Source organism: Actinoalloteichus fjordicus, assembly GCF_001941625.1.
GTDB classification, from domain to species: domain Bacteria; phylum Actinomycetota; class Actinomycetes; order Mycobacteriales; family Pseudonocardiaceae; genus Actinoalloteichus_A; species Actinoalloteichus_A fjordicus.
The window spans coordinates 5,463,904-5,481,677 of record NZ_CP016076.1 but is presented as its reverse complement, the minus strand read 5'-3'; the positions used below and the strand labels follow the sequence as shown (position 1 = coordinate 5,481,677).

Annotated in this window: 16 protein-coding genes; 7 read left to right on the top strand and 9 right to left on the bottom strand. The window is 70.3% G+C overall.

All coding sequences use genetic code 11. The features are described 5' to 3' along the window. Positions 1-565: 565 nt before the first annotated feature. The 7 genes from cas6e to UA74_RS23250 form a co-directional block, all read right to left on the bottom strand. Positions 566-1,207 carry a type I-E CRISPR-associated protein Cas6/Cse3/CasE gene (gene cas6e, locus UA74_RS23285; RefSeq protein ID WP_075742163.1) on the bottom strand — a complete coding sequence of 214 codons (642 nt, stop codon included), beginning with the start codon at positions 1,205-1,207 and terminating at the stop codon, positions 566-568. Next, positions 1,204-1,971 carry a type I-E CRISPR-associated protein Cas5/CasD gene (gene cas5e, locus UA74_RS23280; protein WP_075742162.1) on the bottom strand — a complete coding sequence of 256 codons (768 nt, stop codon included), beginning with the start codon at positions 1,969-1,971 and terminating at the stop codon, positions 1,204-1,206. The genes cas6e and cas5e overlap by 4 nt, the downstream gene beginning before the upstream one ends. Further along, positions 1,968-3,113 carry a type I-E CRISPR-associated protein Cas7/Cse4/CasC gene (gene cas7e, locus UA74_RS23275; RefSeq protein ID WP_075742161.1) on the bottom strand — a complete coding sequence of 382 codons (1,146 nt, stop codon included), beginning with the start codon at positions 3,111-3,113 and terminating at the stop codon, positions 1,968-1,970. The genes cas5e and cas7e overlap by 4 nt, the downstream gene beginning before the upstream one ends. Next, positions 3,110-3,928, bottom strand: coding sequence for a type I-E CRISPR-associated protein Cse2/CasB (casB, locus tag UA74_RS23270; RefSeq protein WP_075742160.1), 819 nt, complete (start codon positions 3,926-3,928; stop codon positions 3,110-3,112). Before casB ends, cas7e begins: the two co-directional genes overlap by 4 nt. Beyond that, the gene (casA, locus tag UA74_RS23265; protein ID WP_075765481.1) at positions 3,925-5,466 is read right to left on the bottom strand and encodes a type I-E CRISPR-associated protein Cse1/CasA; all 1,542 of its coding nucleotides are present in this window, start codon (positions 5,464-5,466) and stop codon (positions 3,925-3,927) included. Before casA ends, casB begins: the two co-directional genes overlap by 4 nt. A gap of 195 nt (positions 5,467-5,661) precedes the next feature. Further along, positions 5,662-6,546 (bottom strand): hypothetical protein, encoded by an 885-nt coding sequence (locus tag UA74_RS23260; protein WP_157434399.1) that lies wholly within the window; start codon positions 6,544-6,546, stop codon positions 5,662-5,664. 822 nt (positions 6,547-7,368) lie between these two features. Continuing rightward, positions 7,369-8,184 carry an SAM-dependent methyltransferase gene (locus tag UA74_RS23250; RefSeq protein WP_232237384.1) on the bottom strand — a complete coding sequence of 272 codons (816 nt, stop codon included), beginning with the start codon at positions 8,182-8,184 and terminating at the stop codon, positions 7,369-7,371. A 299-nt stretch (positions 8,185-8,483) separates the two neighbouring features. Between UA74_RS23250 and UA74_RS33090 the strand changes: the two genes are divergently transcribed. The 3 genes from UA74_RS33090 to UA74_RS23235 all read left to right on the top strand — a co-directional run bounded on the left by UA74_RS33090 (position 8,484) and on the right by UA74_RS23235 (position 10,764). Continuing rightward, on the top strand, positions 8,484-9,215 hold the full coding sequence (locus UA74_RS33090) for a GOLPH3/VPS74 family protein (protein ID WP_075742156.1): 732 nt from the start codon (positions 8,484-8,486) through the stop codon (positions 9,213-9,215). A 139-nt stretch (positions 9,216-9,354) separates the two neighbouring features. Then, positions 9,355-10,047 carry a GOLPH3/VPS74 family protein gene (locus UA74_RS23240; protein WP_083683527.1) on the top strand — a complete coding sequence of 231 codons (693 nt, stop codon included), beginning with the start codon at positions 9,355-9,357 and terminating at the stop codon, positions 10,045-10,047. Between the two features lie 66 nt (positions 10,048-10,113). Next, the gene (locus UA74_RS23235; RefSeq protein WP_075742154.1) at positions 10,114-10,764 is read left to right on the top strand and encodes a GOLPH3/VPS74 family protein; all 651 of its coding nucleotides are present in this window, start codon (positions 10,114-10,116) and stop codon (positions 10,762-10,764) included. Positions 10,765-10,962: 198 nt separating this feature from the next. Here UA74_RS23235 and UA74_RS23230 read toward each other — a convergent pair whose 3' ends face one another. After that, positions 10,963-11,607: a TetR/AcrR family transcriptional regulator gene (locus tag UA74_RS23230; protein WP_075742153.1), complete on the bottom strand. Its 645-nt coding sequence runs from the start codon at positions 11,605-11,607 to the stop codon at positions 10,963-10,965. A gap of 113 nt (positions 11,608-11,720) precedes the next feature. Between UA74_RS23230 and UA74_RS23225 the strand changes: the two genes are divergently transcribed. After that, positions 11,721-13,292 carry an MFS transporter gene (locus UA74_RS23225; RefSeq protein WP_075765479.1) on the top strand — a complete coding sequence of 524 codons (1,572 nt, stop codon included), beginning with the start codon at positions 11,721-11,723 and terminating at the stop codon, positions 13,290-13,292. 350 nt (positions 13,293-13,642) lie between these two features. Here the strand turns inward: UA74_RS23225 and UA74_RS23220 are convergent, their stop codons facing one another. Continuing rightward, positions 13,643-15,004 carry an NHL domain-containing protein gene (locus tag UA74_RS23220; RefSeq protein ID WP_198042836.1) on the bottom strand — a complete coding sequence of 454 codons (1,362 nt, stop codon included), beginning with the start codon at positions 15,002-15,004 and terminating at the stop codon, positions 13,643-13,645. A gap of 350 nt (positions 15,005-15,354) precedes the next feature. Here UA74_RS23220 and UA74_RS31140 point away from each other — a divergent pair, with 350 nt between their 5' ends. From UA74_RS31140 to idi, 3 genes are all read left to right on the top strand, one after another. After that, positions 15,355-15,699, top strand: a complete 345-nt coding sequence (locus tag UA74_RS31140; protein ID WP_083683521.1) for a tetratricopeptide repeat protein — start codon at positions 15,355-15,357, stop codon at positions 15,697-15,699. Between the two features lie 393 nt (positions 15,700-16,092). Next, positions 16,093-17,133: a tryptophan dimethylallyltransferase family protein gene (locus UA74_RS23210; RefSeq protein ID WP_198042835.1), complete on the top strand. Its 1,041-nt coding sequence runs from the start codon at positions 16,093-16,095 to the stop codon at positions 17,131-17,133. A 5-nt stretch (positions 17,134-17,138) separates the two neighbouring features. Further along, entirely contained in the window at positions 17,139-17,702 is a 564-nt protein-coding gene (gene idi / locus UA74_RS23205; RefSeq protein WP_075744130.1) for an isopentenyl-diphosphate Delta-isomerase, read from the top strand. Positions 17,703-17,774: the final 72 nt, after the last annotated feature.

The window sequence follows — 17,774 nt, the reverse complement described above, 5'->3', positions numbered from 1 at the left end:
CGAATCAGGTGACACCCCCACGAGCGTGGGGACATGGCCTCGGCTGCGGCGGTTCGGCTGCGCCCTCTGGCTCACCCTCACTCCTGGCGTGAGGAGCCGTCCGCATCGCTCGCAGTCCGGATCACGCCTGCGCCGACGGCCGCCTCCGGTGAGACCCCCACCGGCGTGAGGAGATGTGTCCTTCCGGGGAACTGACGCTCCCGCCGTGCGGAACACCCCCACTGACGTGGGGAGCGGCGAGCCGACCGTCGGCCTTGCTGTGTACCTCCGTGACACCTCCACCGGTATGGAGATGACAGTGACGAGACGCGGCGCGTCGCCGGGTGTGACGCGAGTTCGACCCGATTTCTTCGATCGATCTCCGTCCCGCCGCCGTCACCCTGCGGAGGAACCCGGTACTGGACAGGAGAACCCCCACGAGGGTGAGGAACGAGAGCTCGTCCGATGCTGGTCGCCGATGCGGACTGGGGTGCACCCCCACGAGGTGAGGAGACGACCGGACGGGAACGTCAGCGCGGACCGGTGCCCGACTCGGCCTCTCGGTCGTGCCCGGGCACCACCGGGATCAGGAACGCGACCTGGCCGGTACCACACTGAGCAGCCCGCAGCCGTAGGCCCGTGCCCGACCGATGCCGGAGAGCACCGCGTTGCGGAGCAGTTCCGCGTCCACCACCCTGGCGACGCCCTGGAAACGGGTGCGGGCATGGCGTATCGCCGTCCGGTCTCTGCTGCGCGGTGCCGTCACGGCGGTCGCCTCCGCCGACGCCAGTGCCAGGCCGTGCTCGGCGCTGCGTCGATGCCACCAGTCCAGGATCTCGTCCCCCTTGAGTGAGACGAGCTGTCCTCGACGATGTCGGTCGGTGTCCTTGGCCAGTCGTTTGCTGGTGTTGGCGACCAGTCGATAGTGCACGATCATCGTGTCCTCCAACGCATCGAGCAGCGCGGTCAGCTCGGTGGTCCGCAGCGTCCCGTAATCCGGCGGCAGGCGGGCGGGCTCCGGACGCAGGCTGCTCTGCACCAGCAGCTGATCACCGGCCGGGCCGGAGTCGACGCGGAACAACGCTCCCGCCTGCCTGCGGGGCATGTCGCCCAGCTCCTCCGGGAACAACGACATGACGGTCCGGTGCAGCCCGACGAAGTCGTGCAGATCCGCCCTGCTGCGCGAATTGCTCAGGTTCGGCTGGATTCGGGTGAGCCATGTGGTCATGGTGCGGAGATCCCAAGGTAGACGGCCAGGGTGTCGAGATAGTCGGCGCCGATGCCGCCGCACAGCTCGGCGGGCAGCGCCTCGGTACGGACCACGACTCGTCGGGTGTGGTACGTCCGTCGATGCGGATGGAACGAGATCGGGATGTCGTCCAGCTCCTCGCCGTGCTCCATGCCGGTCTGGTCGCCGTGGGCGGACCGGATGAAGTCGACGTCGACCCGTTCGACGGGATGGTCGGGCCGGGAGCGGGCCAGCGGCACGTGATACAGCTCGGCCTCGGCATCCTCGATCGGCTCTCTGGTCAGCAGCATCGGCTGATCGGCCGGGCACGAACGCCTGCCGAGATAGGGCGCCCAGTGCGGCACCCGGAGTGCGGCGGCGGCGCGGTCGGCCAGCTCGTCGGGGCCGTGAGCGGCCACGACGAATGCCGCGTCGCTGAGGTAGTGCCGCCGGGACACCAGGGTCGCGGTGGCCTCGGACCGTCGTCGACCCTCCGAGGTCGGCACGGTCCTGCTGCGTGGATAGCCGCCGCCGACCGTGTGGAAGTCGACCAGTCGGGTGCCGGGCCGGTCGACCCGCACGGTGAACTCCAACGCAGCCCAGGCCGGATCGAGGTCGTCGCCACGGGCCCGCCCCTCGGCGGCGAGGATCATGCCGAGCAGGGCCGATCTCGTCGGATGGCTTCTGGTGTCGCGTTCGGCGAAGGCGGCGGCGGTGCCCCAGGCCTGCAGCGGCCCCGCGAGTCGGAGCAGTACGCCGCTCATGCTGGCAGCCCGTTCACCGCACTCAGAGCGCCCGCGACCAGCTCCGGGAAGCTGCGCTGCCTGCTCCCCAGCGCGTGGAACGGCCCGTCGTCCAGGGTGGCGTGACCATGGAAGGCGATCTCGACGTCGCCGAGCAGCAGGCCGATCTTCGCGTTGTAGTCGTCCAGCCGCCGCCGGGAGGCCTTCGCGAAACCCGCGCCGTCGCGGGTGGAGACCGCGTCCTCGAAGGCGGCGGCCAGCGAAACGGGGCGGTCGCCGCGCACCGCGACGTAGGCGAGGTCCGGGACGGTGAACGGTGCGGTGCTGGTCTTCTTCGCGTTGGGCAGCGCGCTGAGGAAGGCGGTCACGAACGCCTCCGTCACGGCGGAGACCTCGGCCCGGTCGCCGCCGAGGTTCGAGGTCAGGTCCGCGAGGTTGAGGCTGGCATAGCGATAGAAGACCCCGGAGCTGAACTCGGCCGTGTTCAGATGTCCGCCGCCGGTGGCCTCCACGGGGTTGAGGTCGTCCACGGCGGTGAAGAAGTCGATCTCCGGCTCCGTGGCGTGCGTGGTGAAGGCGTGTGCGAGCTGCACCGCCCCGTCGACCTTGGACTCCGGCAGCTCGGCGAGCATGCGACCGAACAGCGCGGTGATGCTGTTGCGCCCGCCGATCAGCTCCTTCACCTGGGCGGCGGGCAGGACGCTCTCGCCCTTCTTCGCCTGCGGTCGCGCCCGACCTCTGAGCGCGATGAGCGCGGCGTCCAGGTCGCCGCGATGACGGACGCACAGCTCCACCAGCTCGTCGACGGCTCGAGCGGGCAGGAAGACGAGCACCGTCAGATCGTCCTTGTCGACGCCGAGACCCGCCGCCGCGGCGACGTGCCTGCCCGCGAACTCGGCGAGCTCGACGGGCCAGTCGTGTCGGTCGGCCAGTGCCCTGGCGACCTCGACGGGCAGCCGACGGGTGCGGACCGCCGCCTCACCGACGCCGCTCTCCACTTCGAGTCGCACCGCGCGCTTCCAACACTGACTGGACACCCTGGTGCGCGGCGTGCCGCCGAAGAGCAGCGACTTCGGGGAGCCGAGGTCGTCGCGGTTGAGATTGGAGTAGGGCAGCGTGTGCAGGATGTGGATGTCGAGATGACGGGGAGCGGACGCGGTCATCGCTCTGCCTCCTGGCTAGCGGGGTGGATGTCACGCGGGAGGGTCCGGTAGAACGACTGGAGCCAGCGACGCGCCACCATGCGTGGCTCGTCTTCCCAGGTGAGCAGGTCGGCGAGCAGTCGGGACCAGTCGATCTGCTGGTCGAGGTCGTGCAGCCGCCGGACCACGGCGGGCAGATGGCGGTGAATGCCGGTGAGACCCTGCCTGGACAGCAGGTGCAGGTGCTTCTCCGCGTTGCTCACCGGCATCGGTCGCCGTTCGCCTCGGCCTGCCACCGTGGCTCGGGCCAGGGCGTGACCGAGGTCGGGATGATGCGGTGCGGCCGGGTACGGTGCGGCCGACTGCTCGATGGCCGGGGCGAACGAGACCGGTTCGAATCGGACGTGGTCGAACGAGGCGGGGACGGCCCCCGGCCTGCGTGCGGCAGGCAGGAGAGCCGTCGCCGTCGCGTCGGCCACCCGCGCGTCGACGGTGCGGACGTCGAGGGCGCGCGGTTCGGTCGTGCCGCGCTCCGAGACCGCGACGAGGCCGATCGCACCGGGACTGCCGGGCCCGCCTGCCTGATCCGGAGTCGTCGTCCAGGGTCGGGCGGCGATGAGGCCCGCGATCGTGTAGAACGCCTGCTCGGTGCCGGGGGAGGCGTGCGGGGGCAGCCTCCTGGTCACGGCGGCGTGCACCTCGGGTGCCATCCGTTCCGGCCTGCGGCCCGCGCAGGCACGTAGGGCGGAACGGACCCGCGTCGACTCGGCGCACAGTCGCAGCACGTGCGCGACGAACTCCTCCCGTACCTCGCGACTGGGCTGGGTTCGGATCACCGGGTCTCCTTCGTGAGGACTCGGCTCAGTCGGCGCCGGGCGAGGTCGACCGCCCGCGCGATGCGCAGATCTGCCTCGTCGGTGGGACTGAGCGCGGCGTCGATCGCGCGATGGGCCAGCTGCTGGAACACCCACGGGTCGGCGTCGACGTCTCCGGTGCGCAGGCGGGACCAGAACTCGCGCTCCGCCGACGGCCAGTAGTGCTGCGCGGCGCGCACCGGCCAGGGACCACCACGGTCCTTCTCCCGAGACGCCGCCGACGTGACGTCGCGCCACGCGTCCCCGAGACAGTGCTGGAGCCTGCGGCCGACGGCCTCGGCGGCACGGCGCAGTTCACCGATGTGGATCGCCGTGATCGGGTCGTGCTCCTCCAGATGACGCAGAACGGGCGGTATCGAGGCGGAGAACCACTGCCGGTCGCGGGTCTGGCCGTCCTGGTCGAATCCGTAGGCGGCGAGACGCAGTCGGTCGCGCACCTCGCTCGGCAGCCTCGCCAGCCCGTCGAACAGCGCGGGCCTGCGCGGCGCCGCACCGGAGTCGACCGAGGCTCGCAACAGCAGGGAGTCCAGGTCTCGCCACACCGCTCGGTCACTGGACGCGGGGCGGGGGTAGGCCCGGCCCTCTCGGCTGGTGTCGTAGACGAGATAGGGATCGCGGGCCTCGACGGAGGGGGCTCGCCATGCCCAGGTGAGATAGGCGTCGGTGACGAGCGTGCCCGTCGCGTCGGGTACGAGCAGGACGGCGTGGCGACTGCGTCCGGTCAACAGGCCGCCGGGCCAGGTCGGCTCTGGCGGCGGACCGAGCGGGTCGAGGAGCGGCTGTTCCCACCCGCAGCGGTCGATACTCGCGTCCGCATTCGCCGGGGGGCCGGGCACGCCTGCGACGAGCGACTCGAACAGATTCGCCCCGATGGGGTGAAAAGAGGTTGTCGAGCGAAGCACGCCTTTCGTGCTGTTCGATTCGGCGTGCCCGGCGATCCGGCGGGCGGTGCACTTTCCAGCCGGTCCGTAATAAAGCTGTACCAGCAGGTGCAGGACTGCTTCGCCTGCGGGTATCGGTTGCGGTTCGACATCGCTGAAGTGGCCGAACCAGACCTGATTGTTGCCTGCGGGCCTGCCTGCCACGAGCTTGTTGACGCCGGACGCAACTAAACATTCCTCGATGAGTCGCGGCTCCTGCATCCAGGGACGATCCGCGTGAAAGAGGTAGAATTTTGAACGATTGCTCGTGAAGTGCTCCGCGACGAGTTCCGCACTCAGCGCACCCCGCTCCAGCACGGCGTTCCTGGCGGCCATCCAGCCGTCGACGTCGGGATCTGAGCTGTTTAACGCCGTGTTCAGCCCGGTGATCTGTGCCGTGATCGCATAGAGGACTCGCCAGAGCGCGGCGGCTGCGGGCGGGATGGGCACCGCCAGATCCTCGATCTCATGGGCTTTTTCGAACAGCTCTCGTAAACCGATACGGCGGACCGTTCCACCGGTACGTACCGGAATCCAGGGCTGTTCGGTCAGGTTGAAAGTCGACCGGTTGTCGACCATTACTCGACTCCTGTTCACTGCGTGCCGTTAGGTCGGCACGGTACATTCTGTTCGAGCATCGTCCGTCTGCGCGACCCCGTTACGGCGTCCGGGTGATTGTCGACCGGGTATTCCGCTGCCGCTTATTCGGCCGCAGGCTTCTGGCCGGCGTCGACTATTGCGGGTTCGCGGGCGGCGTGAACTGCTGTGACCCGTTCAGTGGCGGCCTTCGACCCTGCCGGGGGTTCCGGAGCCTGCCGAGTCGGCTGTTCTGTCGGCGGCCCGACCGACGCGGGCCCGGACCTCGGCGGCCCCCGGCCCGCAGGACGTGGGTTCGTCGCAGGCCGCCACGGCGGTGGGGTTCCCGCGACCGCGTCGCCCGACGGGCTCTGCGCCATTGCTCCTCGGCTGCGGAAGCCGGGCCAGGGCGGTGCGTCGAGGGGCCGAGGCGGCGAGGCCCGGGCCGATCGCCTCGACGCCGCCGCGCGGCGACGGCACCGTTCGACCAAGGGCACTGCCGGGGAGCGCGGGACGCGCAGGCACGACGGCGCCGACCATGGCGACGTCGATCGCGACGTCGATCGCGACGCACTCGGCGTCGCCGCCGTCCGCCACGCAGTGTTCGGGCACTTCGGAGCGGGCAGGTGCCTTCGGGCCGACGGTGCCCTCCGCGCGGACGAGGACCTCGCGACCGGCCTTGGGCTCGGGTTTCTCCCGAGTCTGGGGCCGCTCGGTTCCCGCTGGGCTCTCAAGGTGCTCCGCGACCGAGCGCGTGTCCTGCTCGGGGCCGGCAGCCGTCGGGTGAGAGGTCGTCTCGTCCTCGGCCCCGGCCGCGATCGAGAGGACGTCGGGCAGGCTGCGCCTGCCTGCCGGGCCTCGGTGCAGCCGCGGCAGCCTGCCTGCGGGCGGATCGGCGGCCTCGTCGTTCGCGGCTGGTGCGGGTAAGCGCCGAGAGATCGGTTCGACGGCCGGGACGGGCCGGTGCACGGTGTTCGACGACGTCCCGGTCGCGCCGGACCCGCCGACGGGTTTCGGTGCGACGGTGATCGCCGCCCGGTCCCTCCCCGACGGGGCGAGACGGAGATCGGTTGACTCAGACACCTTCGCTCGTGACCAGAGGACTGCCTCTGTCTCCAGACTCACGATGACTCCACCCTGCTGATCCATCTCCCCGCACACAGCTTGTTCACTGTGCTCACAAGATGCAGCAGCTTCGGCAGACATCACTCGATCAGGTGAGATTCCGTCGCTTCAGCCTGGTTCGCTCGGCGGCGTGACGCGGCGAACGTCGACCGGGGCAGGTCGTCGCCTGCCTGTCCCGGGGTGACAAGCAGTCAGCTGCTTGATGTACCGGGATCGCGTGCCTCGGTGACGTCCGTCCGGGCTCCTGCCGGGGCGGATCGGGGCGAACAGTGACGATCAGTGAGTTCTTCGGCCGTGTCGCCCAGCCTAATGTCACCTGATCGGCGGAGTCAGGTACGTCGAATGTGCGCCGATTTTCTGGGTACCTCCTTACCGGCCCCGGCACTGTCCATTCGTGTCGGGGCCGTGGCTTGTCCGGGGGCGGCCGTCCCTTGTGCACTCCGGCGCCTCGGCACTCCGGCGCCTCAGCCTCGCCCGGCCGCGTTGCTGCCGGTCGACCCGGCGTCCGGGTCGTCCCGTCGGCGCTCGACGTCCCGAGGTCTTGCGAGCACGAACGAGGCTGCCTGCCGTCGACGCGGCCTCCGACGGCCGCCGGTCGGCTGGCTCGCCCCAGAGCGCCCGGTCGATCCGGTGCTGTTCGCGGCGGTGATCCGTCGGGTCGTGGCCGACACCGCCCTGCCGCGCATCCGCCTCGCCAAGCAGCACGGCACACTCGCTGATCGCCCAGGCCGATCCGCAAGGCCCGCGCCCCGGTCGACGCGGCGCAGGCCTTGCGTGGTCTCAGCCTCGAATCCGCCCGAGGGCGGCGTAGGTGCCCGACCGCTCCGGCTCCTCGCTGAGCAGTTCCTCCGGGCCGTCCGGGCGCCACTGGGGCGTCCACACGATGCCCGGCTCGATCAGGTCCACCGGGGACAGCAGCGAGGTGAGGTCCGCGTGGCTGCGGTGGGTCACCGGACTGGAGGTCGAGGCGAAGAGCTTCTGCATCTCGGCGGCCTGCACCGGGTCGACGGCGTCCACGGTGGTGTGGGAGACGGCGAGGAGGCTGCCCGGTGCGAGCGGCTCCAGATACTTCGCGAGCAGCCCGGCCGGGTCGTCGTCCGGCGAGACGTAGTGCAGCACGGCGACCGCGAGCAGCCCGATGGGCTGGGAGAGGTCGAGCATCGCGGTCTCCGGGGCGCCGAGCACCGACTCCGGCTGCCGGATGTCGGCGGCGACCATCTCGACGCCGTCGATCGAGTTCAGCAATCGACGCGAGTGCGCGACCGCGACCGGTTCGTTGTCCACGTAGACCACTCGCACGTTCGGATCGACCGAGCGGGCGATCTCGTGGGCATGGCCCTGGGTGGGGATGCCGGAGCCCAGGTCGAGGAACTGGCGGATGCCTGCCTGGACGCAGTACCGCACGGCCCTGCGCAGGAACGCCCGGTTCGTCTGGCCGACCAGCGCCGCGTCGGCGTCGATGGTCAGGAGCTTGTCGAACGCCTCGCGGTCGACGGCGAAGTTGTGTGCCCCGCCCAGCGCGTAGTCGTACATCCGCGCCGGATTGGGCCAGTCCAGATCGATCCCGAGCAGCGGCTCTTCCTGGTCGGACATCATCGGCCTCCTGGCTGGCACGCTCGTTCGTCGGTACGGGGGCCGCCCGCCCGACCTTGCTGAGCAGGCTCGGGATGACGGAAGGCTCACCGTATCGGGTGATCGTGTGATCTGTTCGAGTGTAATGACCAGCGATGTCCGGGCTACCCGAGCCGCTAGGCTGATCCGATCGGATGACGGCGCTGCTTCCAGGCGGGAACTCCTCGAGGCTGCCGGCCCGCCGTCTCCCGCCGTGGCCGTCGGATCACGACTGATCTGCTCGTTTCCCTTTGTGCCGGCGGGCGACCAGGCAGGATGACTTCGTGGATCTTCCGCACACTCTCGCGGCTCGGCTCTACCTGCTCGCCTGCGACGTCGACCGCGAGCGGTTGATGCACCGGTCCCGGCTGGGACTCGTCCTTCGTGCCGCCGCGCTCGACGACCTCCTTCGCCGGGGACTGCTGACCACCGACAGCCGGGGGCGACCCGCGGTGGCAGGCACCGGGCGGACCGGCGACCCGCTGTTCGACGAGGTCCTCGGCGCCGTCGCCGCCGGGAAGCCACGCCCGTGGCGAGCCTGGGTGACGGAACGCGCGAAGGCGGCCGTCGGCCAGACCGGCCGCAGTCTGGCCGATGACGGGATGGTCCGGCAGTCGTCCCGCCGAGCGTTACTGCTCTTCCCGGTCCGTCGCGTCCGGGTCTCGCATCCCGAGGTCGTCGGAGAGCTGCGCCGCCGGGTGCGGCGGATTCTGCACGGCTCCGTGCGGGTGCAGCAGCTCGACCGTCGGGACGCGGCGATGGTGTCGCTCGCCGCCGAAGGCAGGCTGGCGGGCGTGTTCCACCCCGAGTCTCTCGGCAGCCACGACGTCCTCCTCCGGAAGCTTCGTGCCCGCGTCGGCCCCGTCGCGTGGGCGTTACGCGGAGCAGTCGAGGCGCGACGTCGGTCCTCGGGCGGCGGCGACGGCGGCGTCGGCGGAGACAGCGGGCACGGCGGTGACGGCGGCTGGGGTGACAGCGGTGGTGGTGACGGCGGTGGTGGTGGCGGCGGTGAGTGACCCGCCCGGACCGTCGACACCCCGCGCGGGGTACGGCGCAGTGGCGGCCGGTCGGGGCTAGGTGATCCCGGCCCGTTCCGCACGCCGAACCGGGGTGATCTGCGCTCTCCTAGACGAGGAGCCGAGAGGACGGGGCACCATGGGTGGTGTGGACGTGCGCGATGCTCTCGCCTCCCGGTTCTATCTGCTCTCCTGCGACCTCGCGGGCGAGCGCCTGACTGCGCGAGCCGAGCTGGGCTACGCACTCCATGCCGCCACGCTCCACGAGCTCTTCCACGCCGGACTGTTGAGGAACGAACGGGGTAAGCCCGCCGTGCGACGCTCGTGCCGGACCGGCGACGCGGCGAAGGACCGGTTTCTCACTGCCATCGGCCGACTGCCGCCCCGGCCGTGGAGCTGGTGGATCGGTCGCGGCCTGCCTGCGGCCGTCCGGCTCACGGGCGAGCGCCTGTCTGACGCGGGTCTGGTGCGGCACTGGTCCGGCCGAGCGCTGCTGATCTTCCCCACCCGACGGGTCCAGGTGCTGCGCCCGGAGGTCGTGGCGGACCTGCGGCGCAGGGTGCACGGCGTTCTCCAGGACGGCCTGCCGGTGCAGCGGATCGCCTGGCGAGACGTGGCGATGGTGTCGTTGGCCGCCGAGTGTCGGCTGCGGTCGGTGCTCTCCGAGCAGCAGTGTGCTCGCCACGACGCCCGGCTTCGGGAGCTTCGTGGACACGTCGGACCGGTCGCGTCGGCACTGCACGAGGCCGAACTCGGCAGGCAGGCTGCGGCAGCAGTGGCGAACCGGGTGGGCAGTGGTGGCGCAGGTGGCGGCGGCGGTGGCGGCTGCTGAGCACGGGAATGCACTGATCCTCGTGTTCTTCGGCGCCTGACCGGGAAACACGTCAGGATCGGGGCCGTGGATGCTCCAGAATCTCTCGCACCCCGCCTCTACCTGCTCGCCTGCGACCTCCAGCGTGATCGGCTGGTGAATCGGGACCAGCTCGGGCTGACGCTGCGGGCGGCCGCGCTCGACGACCTGCTCACGCACGGCCTCCTGACCGACGAGAACGGGAAGCCCGCCGTGGCTCGGTCCGGGCCGACCACGGCGGACCGACTCCAGGACGACCTGCTCGCCGCCGTCGAGGCGGAGAAGCCTCGGGCCTGGAAGTGGTGGGTGTCCCGCCGAGGCGGGGCCGCAGTCGATGCCGTCGGCGAGCAGCTGGCCGACGCCGACCTCATCCGGCACTCGACGGGCCGCACGCTGCTCGTCTTCCCGGCTCGGCAGGTCGAGGTGCTGCATCCCGAGATCGCCGAGGACCTGCGGCGCAAGGCGATCGCGATCCTGAAGGACGACCTGCCGATGGACCGGATCGATCGCCGGGACGCCGCGATGACCTCGCTCGCCGCAGAGGGTCAGCTTCGCACGGTGTTCTCCGGCGCGGAACGTCGTCGACACCGGGCCCGACTTCGGGAGCTTCGGGAGCACGTCGGCCCCGCCGCTGCCGCACTGCGCAAGGCCCTCTCGGAACGTCAGGCCGCCATCGCCTCCAGCGGTGGAGGCGGCTGATCCGTCGGGCGGGCGACGGCCGGTTCGGCGTGGTGGCGGCCGGAGCCCGCGAGACGGCGCGTGCTGTCGCGGCCCACCGGCGCCGATGGCTCGTCGGCAGCCTCGGAGTCTCCGAGAGTCGAGACCGGCGGCGACCGGTGGACCCCGCAGCCCGACAGCGCGGCGGTGCCTGCGGCCGGATCGTCCTGCCGCAGGCGGTCAGGAGGCGGCGTCGGGCAGATGCCACGCCGTGGTCAGCGACGACGGCAGCAGGTCGAGACTGAGCTCGATCGCCTCGCAGAGGCTGGTGACAGCCGTGCCGCCCCGGCCGCACCAGATGCCGTGCGCCACCCGGACTGCCGTGGTGAAGGCACCCACCGCCAGCCAGGCTCGCACCTCCACCTCCTGACTCGGCCTGCCGGTGCGTTCGACGATCTCGTCGACGAGCATCGCCTGTCGGTCGTCCCGCCGCCGAAGCTGCGCCGCGAGCAGCGGCGGGTTCTCCTCACCGAGCCGTGCCGCCAGTACCTGTCGCTCGGCGGCTGACTCGTTCAGGCTTCCCCAGGTCGCCAAGGCGGCGGCTCGCAGAGAGAAGAGGGGATGCTCCTCGACCGGGCGATCCCGGAACCGGTGCAGGAACTCGTCGTCCACCGCGTCCTCGACTGCGGTGACGACGTCTTCCTTGCTGTTGAAGTAGCGGAAGAAGGTTCGCTGGGACACCTCGCACGCGGCCGCGATCTCCTCGGTGGTGGTCGCGGCGAAGCCGTGCTGCGCGAACAGCCGCAGGGCCGTGTCGATCAGCGCCTCATGAGTCCGCGCCTTCTTGCGTTCCCGAAGGCCGAGGGCTGCGACCGAATCCTCCATTGGACATCGCCTCCTGGGTAGGAGCCTAACCCGTCGATCAAGATGTGGCATCCTGTGTCAAGAGTCAGCGATTGCCACTTCGCGCCTGACGGCTCTCGAAAGTGAGGACGTTCATGAGCCTGCCCACCACCGATGCGCACGTGCCGCCGAGGGCGTCCAAGGCCAACCCCTGGGCGACCCTGGTCGCGATCAGCTTCGGGGTGATGATGGTGGCTGTCGACGGCACCATCGTCGCCGTGGCCAACCCGGCCATCGGCGCCAGCCTCGGCACGACGCTCGCCGAGCTCCAGTGGGTCACCCATGGTTATCTGCTCGGGCTGGCCGTCTTCCTGATCACCTCGGGGAAGTTCGGCGACCGCTTCGGTCACCGCCGCGTCTACTTCATCGGCGTGATCGGTTTCGGTCTCACGTCCTTGGCGATCGGACTGTCGCAGGGCATCCCGGCCCTCATCGGGCTGCGCATCCTGCAGGGCGCCTTCGGCTCCGCGATCATCCCCTCCGCCCTGGGCCTGCTGCGAATGAGCTTCCCGAAGGAGAAGCTCAACCGGGCGATCGGCGTGTTCTCCGGTCTGATCGGCGCCTCGACGGCCGCCGGGCCGATCGCGGGCGGCGTCCTCGTCTCGGCGGTGAACTGGCAGGCCGTCTTCTTTGTCAACGTCCCTATCGCGGTGCTCGCCGTCACTCTCGGCCTGCGCCTGCTGCCTGCCAATCACGCCGTCGACCCGGACTCGCGGTTCGACGTCGTGGGCATCCTGCTGCTGTCCCTTGCGATGTTCGGCGTGGTCTTCGCACTGGTGAGCGCGCCGGAAGAGGGCTGGACGCATCCGATGACGCTCGGGTCGGCCGCCACCGGCCTGGTGCTGGCCGCTGTCTTCGTCTGGTGGCAGAGCAGGGTTCGCGAGCCGTTGCTTCCGCTGAGCATCTTCCGCTCCGCCTCGCTGTCGATCGGCACGATCCTGATCCTGCTGATGGCGCTGGCGATGTTCGGCTCGATGTTCTTCCTGACCTTCTACTTCCAGGGCGTCCAGGGACTCACCCCGCTGGAGACGGGGCTGCGGATCATGCCGCTGTCGGTGATGCTCGCTTTCGGGCCCCCCGTGGCGGGCCGCGTCATCGAGCGGTTCGGCATCCGGGTGCCTGCCGCGCTGGGCCTGCTCGCCACCGCCGTCGCGCTGTTCGGGATGTCCCTGGTGGACGCCGACACCGGTCCGGTCATGACAGGACTGCTGTTCCTGCTGCTCGGCGGGGGCCTCGGCGTGGTCATGGTCGCCGCGACCGATGCGATCGTGGGCAACGCGCCGATGCGGCTCTCCGGTGTCGCAGGCGGGATGCAGCAGGCCGCGATGCAGCTCGGCGGCTCCCTGGGTACCGCAGTGCTCGGTGCCCTGTTGGGCGGGCGGGTGGCCGCCACCCTCCCGGACCGTTTCGTCGAGGCCGGGCTTCCCGCGCCCAGCGGCGGGGAGATCGAGGGCATGCGCAGCCAGGTGTCCCAGGCGGTTCCGGTGATCCCGGACGGCGTGAGCGCCGACGTCGCCGCCGCGACGGCCTCGGCGAGTCACGCCGCCTTCCTCGACGGGATGGGCTTCGCCTTCACCGTCGGCGCGGCGGTGGCGCTGGTCGCGGCGGGCCTGGCGCTCTTTCTCAGCCGAGGCGAGACGGCGAACGGCCCGGTGGTGCACGTCTGAGCCGTGCGGCGGCGGATCGCCTGGTGGGGGAGGCGACCCGCCGCCGCGGTCTGAGAGCCTGTCTATTGATCCCCACTGTCCTGTTGCGCGGGGCCAGCGCGGCGATCTGCTGCGTTGTCGTCAGTCGACATGACTCCGGTTATGTCTCTTACCTCCGCCTGGCAGCTCAGCCACGCTGATCCCCGCTCACGACTCCAGGGGGATCACAGACAGACTCTGACACGGGCCACGGCAACCAGGACTCGGCGTGGGGCAGGGGTCGACGTCGAGTCCGTCGTGCTCAGCCGGTCCCGTCGTGGCCCGGCTGCGGCCGGCGGCCGCGCCCGGCAGGAGGAACGCTCCCGATCCGGTCACCGTGCCGATGCCGAGGTCGCCTTTGGCGTCGAGATCGCGGCCGTGAACGTGGTGACCATGGTGCCCAGCGTCGCCTCCACCCGCACCGTGCCCGGCATCGGCCCGCCCGTCAGTTCGACGGCGGCCTCACCCTGAAGGTTCGTGCGTACCACCGTCCGAGTGGATGCCGACTCGGTGAAGCGGGCGCCGGAGGTGGTGTCCCCGACGATCGCGAACGTGATCGGCGCGGCGAGCACCGGTCCTTCTCGCAGCGTGACCCGCACGACGAGCGGCCGAGGGAAGACGGCGGCGGGCGCGGGACGCTGGCCGTCGCCGCTGATCGCCAGCAGCCGGTCGAACAGCATGATCTTGCGAATGCGGTGGCTGCCGGTGTCGGCGACATACATGTTGCCGTACTCGTCCAACGCCACACCGTTCGGCGCATCGAAGGGTGTCAGCACCGCTCGTCCACCGACCCCGCCTCGTCCCGGCGATCCGGTGCCCGCGATCGAGTCGACGATCCCCGAGGTGACCTTGCGGATCCGATGACATCCGGTGTCGGCGATGTAGACGGCCCCCCGGCCGTCCACCGCCACGCCGTTCGGACGGCTCAACCTCGTACTGCCTCGATCCGAGGCCGCCCCCGCTCCGGCGATCACGGTGACCAGCCCGGTCGTCCCGATCCGGCTGACCCTGGCCGCACCACGCTCCGCGACGTAGACCGACCCCGCCCGATCCACGGCCACTCCGACCGGTTCCGAGAACCCGCCGCGCGATGTGCTGTCACCGGGTTCTGCGGCGCCTGCGACGGTGGTGATGGTTCCGTCGGTGTCGACTTTGCGGATGCGGTGGTTTCCGGTGTCTGCGATGTAGAGGGTGCCGTGGTGGTCGACGGCGACGCTGGTGGGTGTGGTGACGCGGGCTGCGTTGGCGGGGCCGCCGTCGCCGTCGAAGCCGGGATCTCCCGTTCCTGCGACGGTGGTGATGGTTCCGTCGGTGTCGACTTTGCGGATGCGGTGGTTTCCGGTGTCTGCGATGTAGAGGGTGCCGTGGTGGTCGACGGCGACGCTGGTGGGTGTGGTGACGCGGGCTGCGTCGGCGGGGCCGCCGTCGCCGTCGAAGCCGGGATCTCCCGTACCCGCCACGGTGGTGATCGAACCGTGGTGGACGCGACGAACCCGATGATTGCCCGAGTCGGCGATGTAGAGGATCTTGCGAGCCATATCGATCGTGACACCGGTCGGGTGGTGAAGCCGAGTGTGGACGGCTCGTCCGTCCGCATCCTCGCCGAACCCGCCGATGCCGCTCCCGGCGACGGTGGTGACCACCGCATCCACCGTGCCCGTCGATCCCGGCCTTACTGTCGTCGAGCTTGTCATGACTGACACTCCCGTTGCCTCGGCGCGTCTCGACTGGCGTGACGCGCGATGAACGGACGCGCCGAGTCGATCGGCGCGTCCCGGCGAGGAGCGCAGGGCCCTGGCAGCACCGAAGCCGCCGCCCGCGCTTCTCCTGCCATCGAAATCGTGGGGTGCCGGGACCGTCGACAGCAGGTTTCTCGGCCCAAGATCACCGCAACGAGTGGCGGACCCGCCCCGAACCGGGGGCCGAATTCGGCGTGGCGGCGGCAGTGGCGGTCGGTGCGACCGGGATCGCATCCCGCCGTTCGCTGTGGTGCGATCCCGGTCCGCGCGCGACGCGCCATGCTGCGGGAGACGGTGATGAGCCGATGCCGCCGAAGCCGCGAACGCCCCGACCGCTGGCGACCAGGGGAAGGGTGCTCGGCGAGCTGCACCCGCACACGCTGAGCGTCCGGAACAATCTGGCCCAGGTGCTCGCGGGCCTGGATCGACCCGCCGAAGCCGAACGGCACCTCCGGGTGGTGCTGGACGGGCGAGTACGCCTGCTCGGCGATGACGACCCCCTCACCGCGAGCACCCGGCACGGCCTTCGCCTGCCGTTGTCCTTGTCCTTGTCCTTGACGACGCCTCGCGACCGAGCCAGGCCCGCTCGCAGTCCGAGCGGCAGGCGCGCACCACCTCGGTGCGCGTCGGCATCGAGCGCCGCCTCGTGAGCGCGCTGCGGCCGAGCCGGACACGGAACAGACAGCGCACTGGCGGGCGTCGGGGATCGCCGACTCGGATGGGCAGGCGGCGCAAGAGAAGCAGCCGCTTCTCCCGTGCGGACCCAGGCTTCTCGGGTCGGTCACGACCAGGTTCGATCGGGAAAGACCTGCTTGGTGACCTCCTGGACACCGCGGGGAAACAGGCGACGAGATCGGCACAGCGTCGGGGAGCGCGTTCGCGCACCTCTTCCTGGTGGAAAGGGAAGGGCTGGACCCGAAGCGTTGAGGACACCGGTGGCAGCCGTGATGCTCCGTGAATTCGTCGTCCTGATCGTGGAGGTGGTGGCACCAGTGGCAACAGGCCGTGCGAGAACCTGGGCGAATGTGGACCTAGGTCACCCGGTGACGTATCGGGATGTCGTCACAGCTCACCTGCAGCTGTTGGCCGAGACGATCGATCCGACGATCGAGGCCGCCGCAAGTCAGGCAGCTGTCGCGGGTTCGCTGCTGGGGGAGTGGGCGGACGAGCCCGTCGAGCGGTTCGACGACCATCACTCGTTCGCGTCGAACGATGGCTCGCCGGTGGAGTTCTCGCTCGCGATGACCCGGTCCGCCGCGGAGGCGCGGGCGCTCTTCGAACCGCTGAACTCCGCGTCGGACCCGTCGTCCCCTCGGCGGGAGGGACGTCGCTTCGTGGAGCGACTGGACGAGGCCCTGAACGTCGACGTGCACCGGTTCCGCCTCATCGCCGACCTCTTCGACGAGACGAGCGGCACGTACTCGATGCTCGGCTCCGCGGCGCTGAAGACCGGCGGCACTCCGCTGTTCAAGGTGTATCTGAACCCTGCCGCTCGCGGGCTGCGGCCGCAGCAGGTCGTCGGCGAGGCGATGGGCAGGCTGGGACTCAGCACGCAATGGGAATTCCTCAGCGAGCGTCTCGGTCGCGATGGATTCGACCGACCACAGCAGGAGATCGCGTTGTTCGCGCTTGATCTCGGCGACTCGCCCGATGCCAGGGTGAAGCTCTACCTTCGGCACTCCGATTGTGGACCGGACGAGATCGAGCGGGCCGCGAGCCTGGCACGGGACTACCAGCCGGATGCCTTCACCAAGATCCTCGGCCGGTTCTACGACGACCCCGTCGAGCACGCGGCAAAGGCTCCGATCACCTGTCTCGCCTACCAGGGAGGCGGTCCGGAACCCGCCTCGGCCACGCTGTACTGCCCCCTTGACCCGAATCTCGACGACGATGCCGAGGCGCGCACGCGGGTCGTGGACGTGCTGACGATGTCGGGGATCGCACCTGACCTGTTCGACGACGTCGTCAGCGCGATCTCGGGTACCGACCCGTCCAGCGGGCACCGACTCAGCTGGATGAGCTGCAAACGGCCTGCCGATCCGGTGGTGACCGTCTACGCCGGTCTTGGCGGCACGCCGAGGTGACCGACATGACCACGGCGACGGATGACCGAGGAAACCCGGAACTGGTCGTTCTCCTCGACGATCAGTACGCACGGACAGGCACGGCACCGAAGGCGAGCATCCACACCAAGGACACGCCGCTGCACCTGGCGTTCTCCTGCTACGTCTTCGGGCCGGACGGCCGCGTGCTGCTGACCAGGAGGGCGCTCGGCAAGAAGACCTGGCCCGGCGTCTGGACCAACTCCTTCTGCGGGCACCCCGGCCCAGGGGAGTCCATACAGGACGCCGTCGCCCGACGCGGGCGACAGGAGCTCGGCATCGCGATCGCCGACCCGCGCACCGTGCTCCCAGACTTCCGGTACACGGCGACCGACGCGAGCGGGATCGTCGAGAACGAGTTCTGCCCGGTATGGACCGCCACCGTTGACTCGGACCCGAATCCCGAACCCGCCGAGGTGTGTGAATGGCGCTGGGCGGACTGGGCCGACCTGGTGACGGTCGCCGACCGCATGCCGTACCTCCTCAGTCCATGGGCTCAGCTGCAGATCCCTCGGCTGAGCCAGAACGGGACTCTCCCGGCGCCTCGGTGAGAAGCCGCGATCCGATCTGCGGCGACGGCCGGGCCGGGTCGGCGGCATCCGGCCTTCGCAGGTCCGGCCCGC

What these genes read in the sequence shown, in the direction of transcription:
- cas7e (WP_075742161.1), bottom strand. Translation starts at nt 3,113, where the DNA reads ATGACCGCGTCCGCTCCCCGTCATCTCGACATCCACATCCTGCACACG.
- idi (WP_075744130.1), top strand. Translation starts at nt 17,139, where the DNA reads ATGACCACGGCGACGGATGACCGAGGAAACCCGGAACTGGTCGTTCTC.
- UA74_RS31140 (WP_083683521.1), top strand. Translation starts at nt 15,355, where the DNA reads ATGCCGCCGAAGCCGCGAACGCCCCGACCGCTGGCGACCAGGGGAAGG.
- UA74_RS23250 (WP_232237384.1), bottom strand. Translation starts at nt 8,184, where the DNA reads ATGATGTCCGACCAGGAAGAGCCGCTGCTCGGGATCGATCTGGACTGG.
- UA74_RS23225 (WP_075765479.1), top strand. Translation starts at nt 11,721, where the DNA reads ATGAGCCTGCCCACCACCGATGCGCACGTGCCGCCGAGGGCGTCCAAG.
- cas5e (WP_075742162.1), bottom strand. Translation starts at nt 1,971, where the DNA reads ATGAGCGGCGTACTGCTCCGACTCGCGGGGCCGCTGCAGGCCTGGGGC.
- UA74_RS23230 (WP_075742153.1), bottom strand. Translation starts at nt 11,607, where the DNA reads ATGGAGGATTCGGTCGCAGCCCTCGGCCTTCGGGAACGCAAGAAGGCG.
- UA74_RS23220 (WP_198042836.1), bottom strand. Translation starts at nt 15,004, where the DNA reads ATGACAAGCTCGACGACAGTAAGGCCGGGATCGACGGGCACGGTGGAT.
- UA74_RS23240 (WP_083683527.1), top strand. Translation starts at nt 9,355, where the DNA reads ATGGGTGGTGTGGACGTGCGCGATGCTCTCGCCTCCCGGTTCTATCTG.
- cas6e (WP_075742163.1), bottom strand. Translation starts at nt 1,207, where the DNA reads ATGACCACATGGCTCACCCGAATCCAGCCGAACCTGAGCAATTCGCGC.
- casA (WP_075765481.1), bottom strand. Translation starts at nt 5,466, where the DNA reads ATGGTCGACAACCGGTCGACTTTCAACCTGACCGAACAGCCCTGGATT.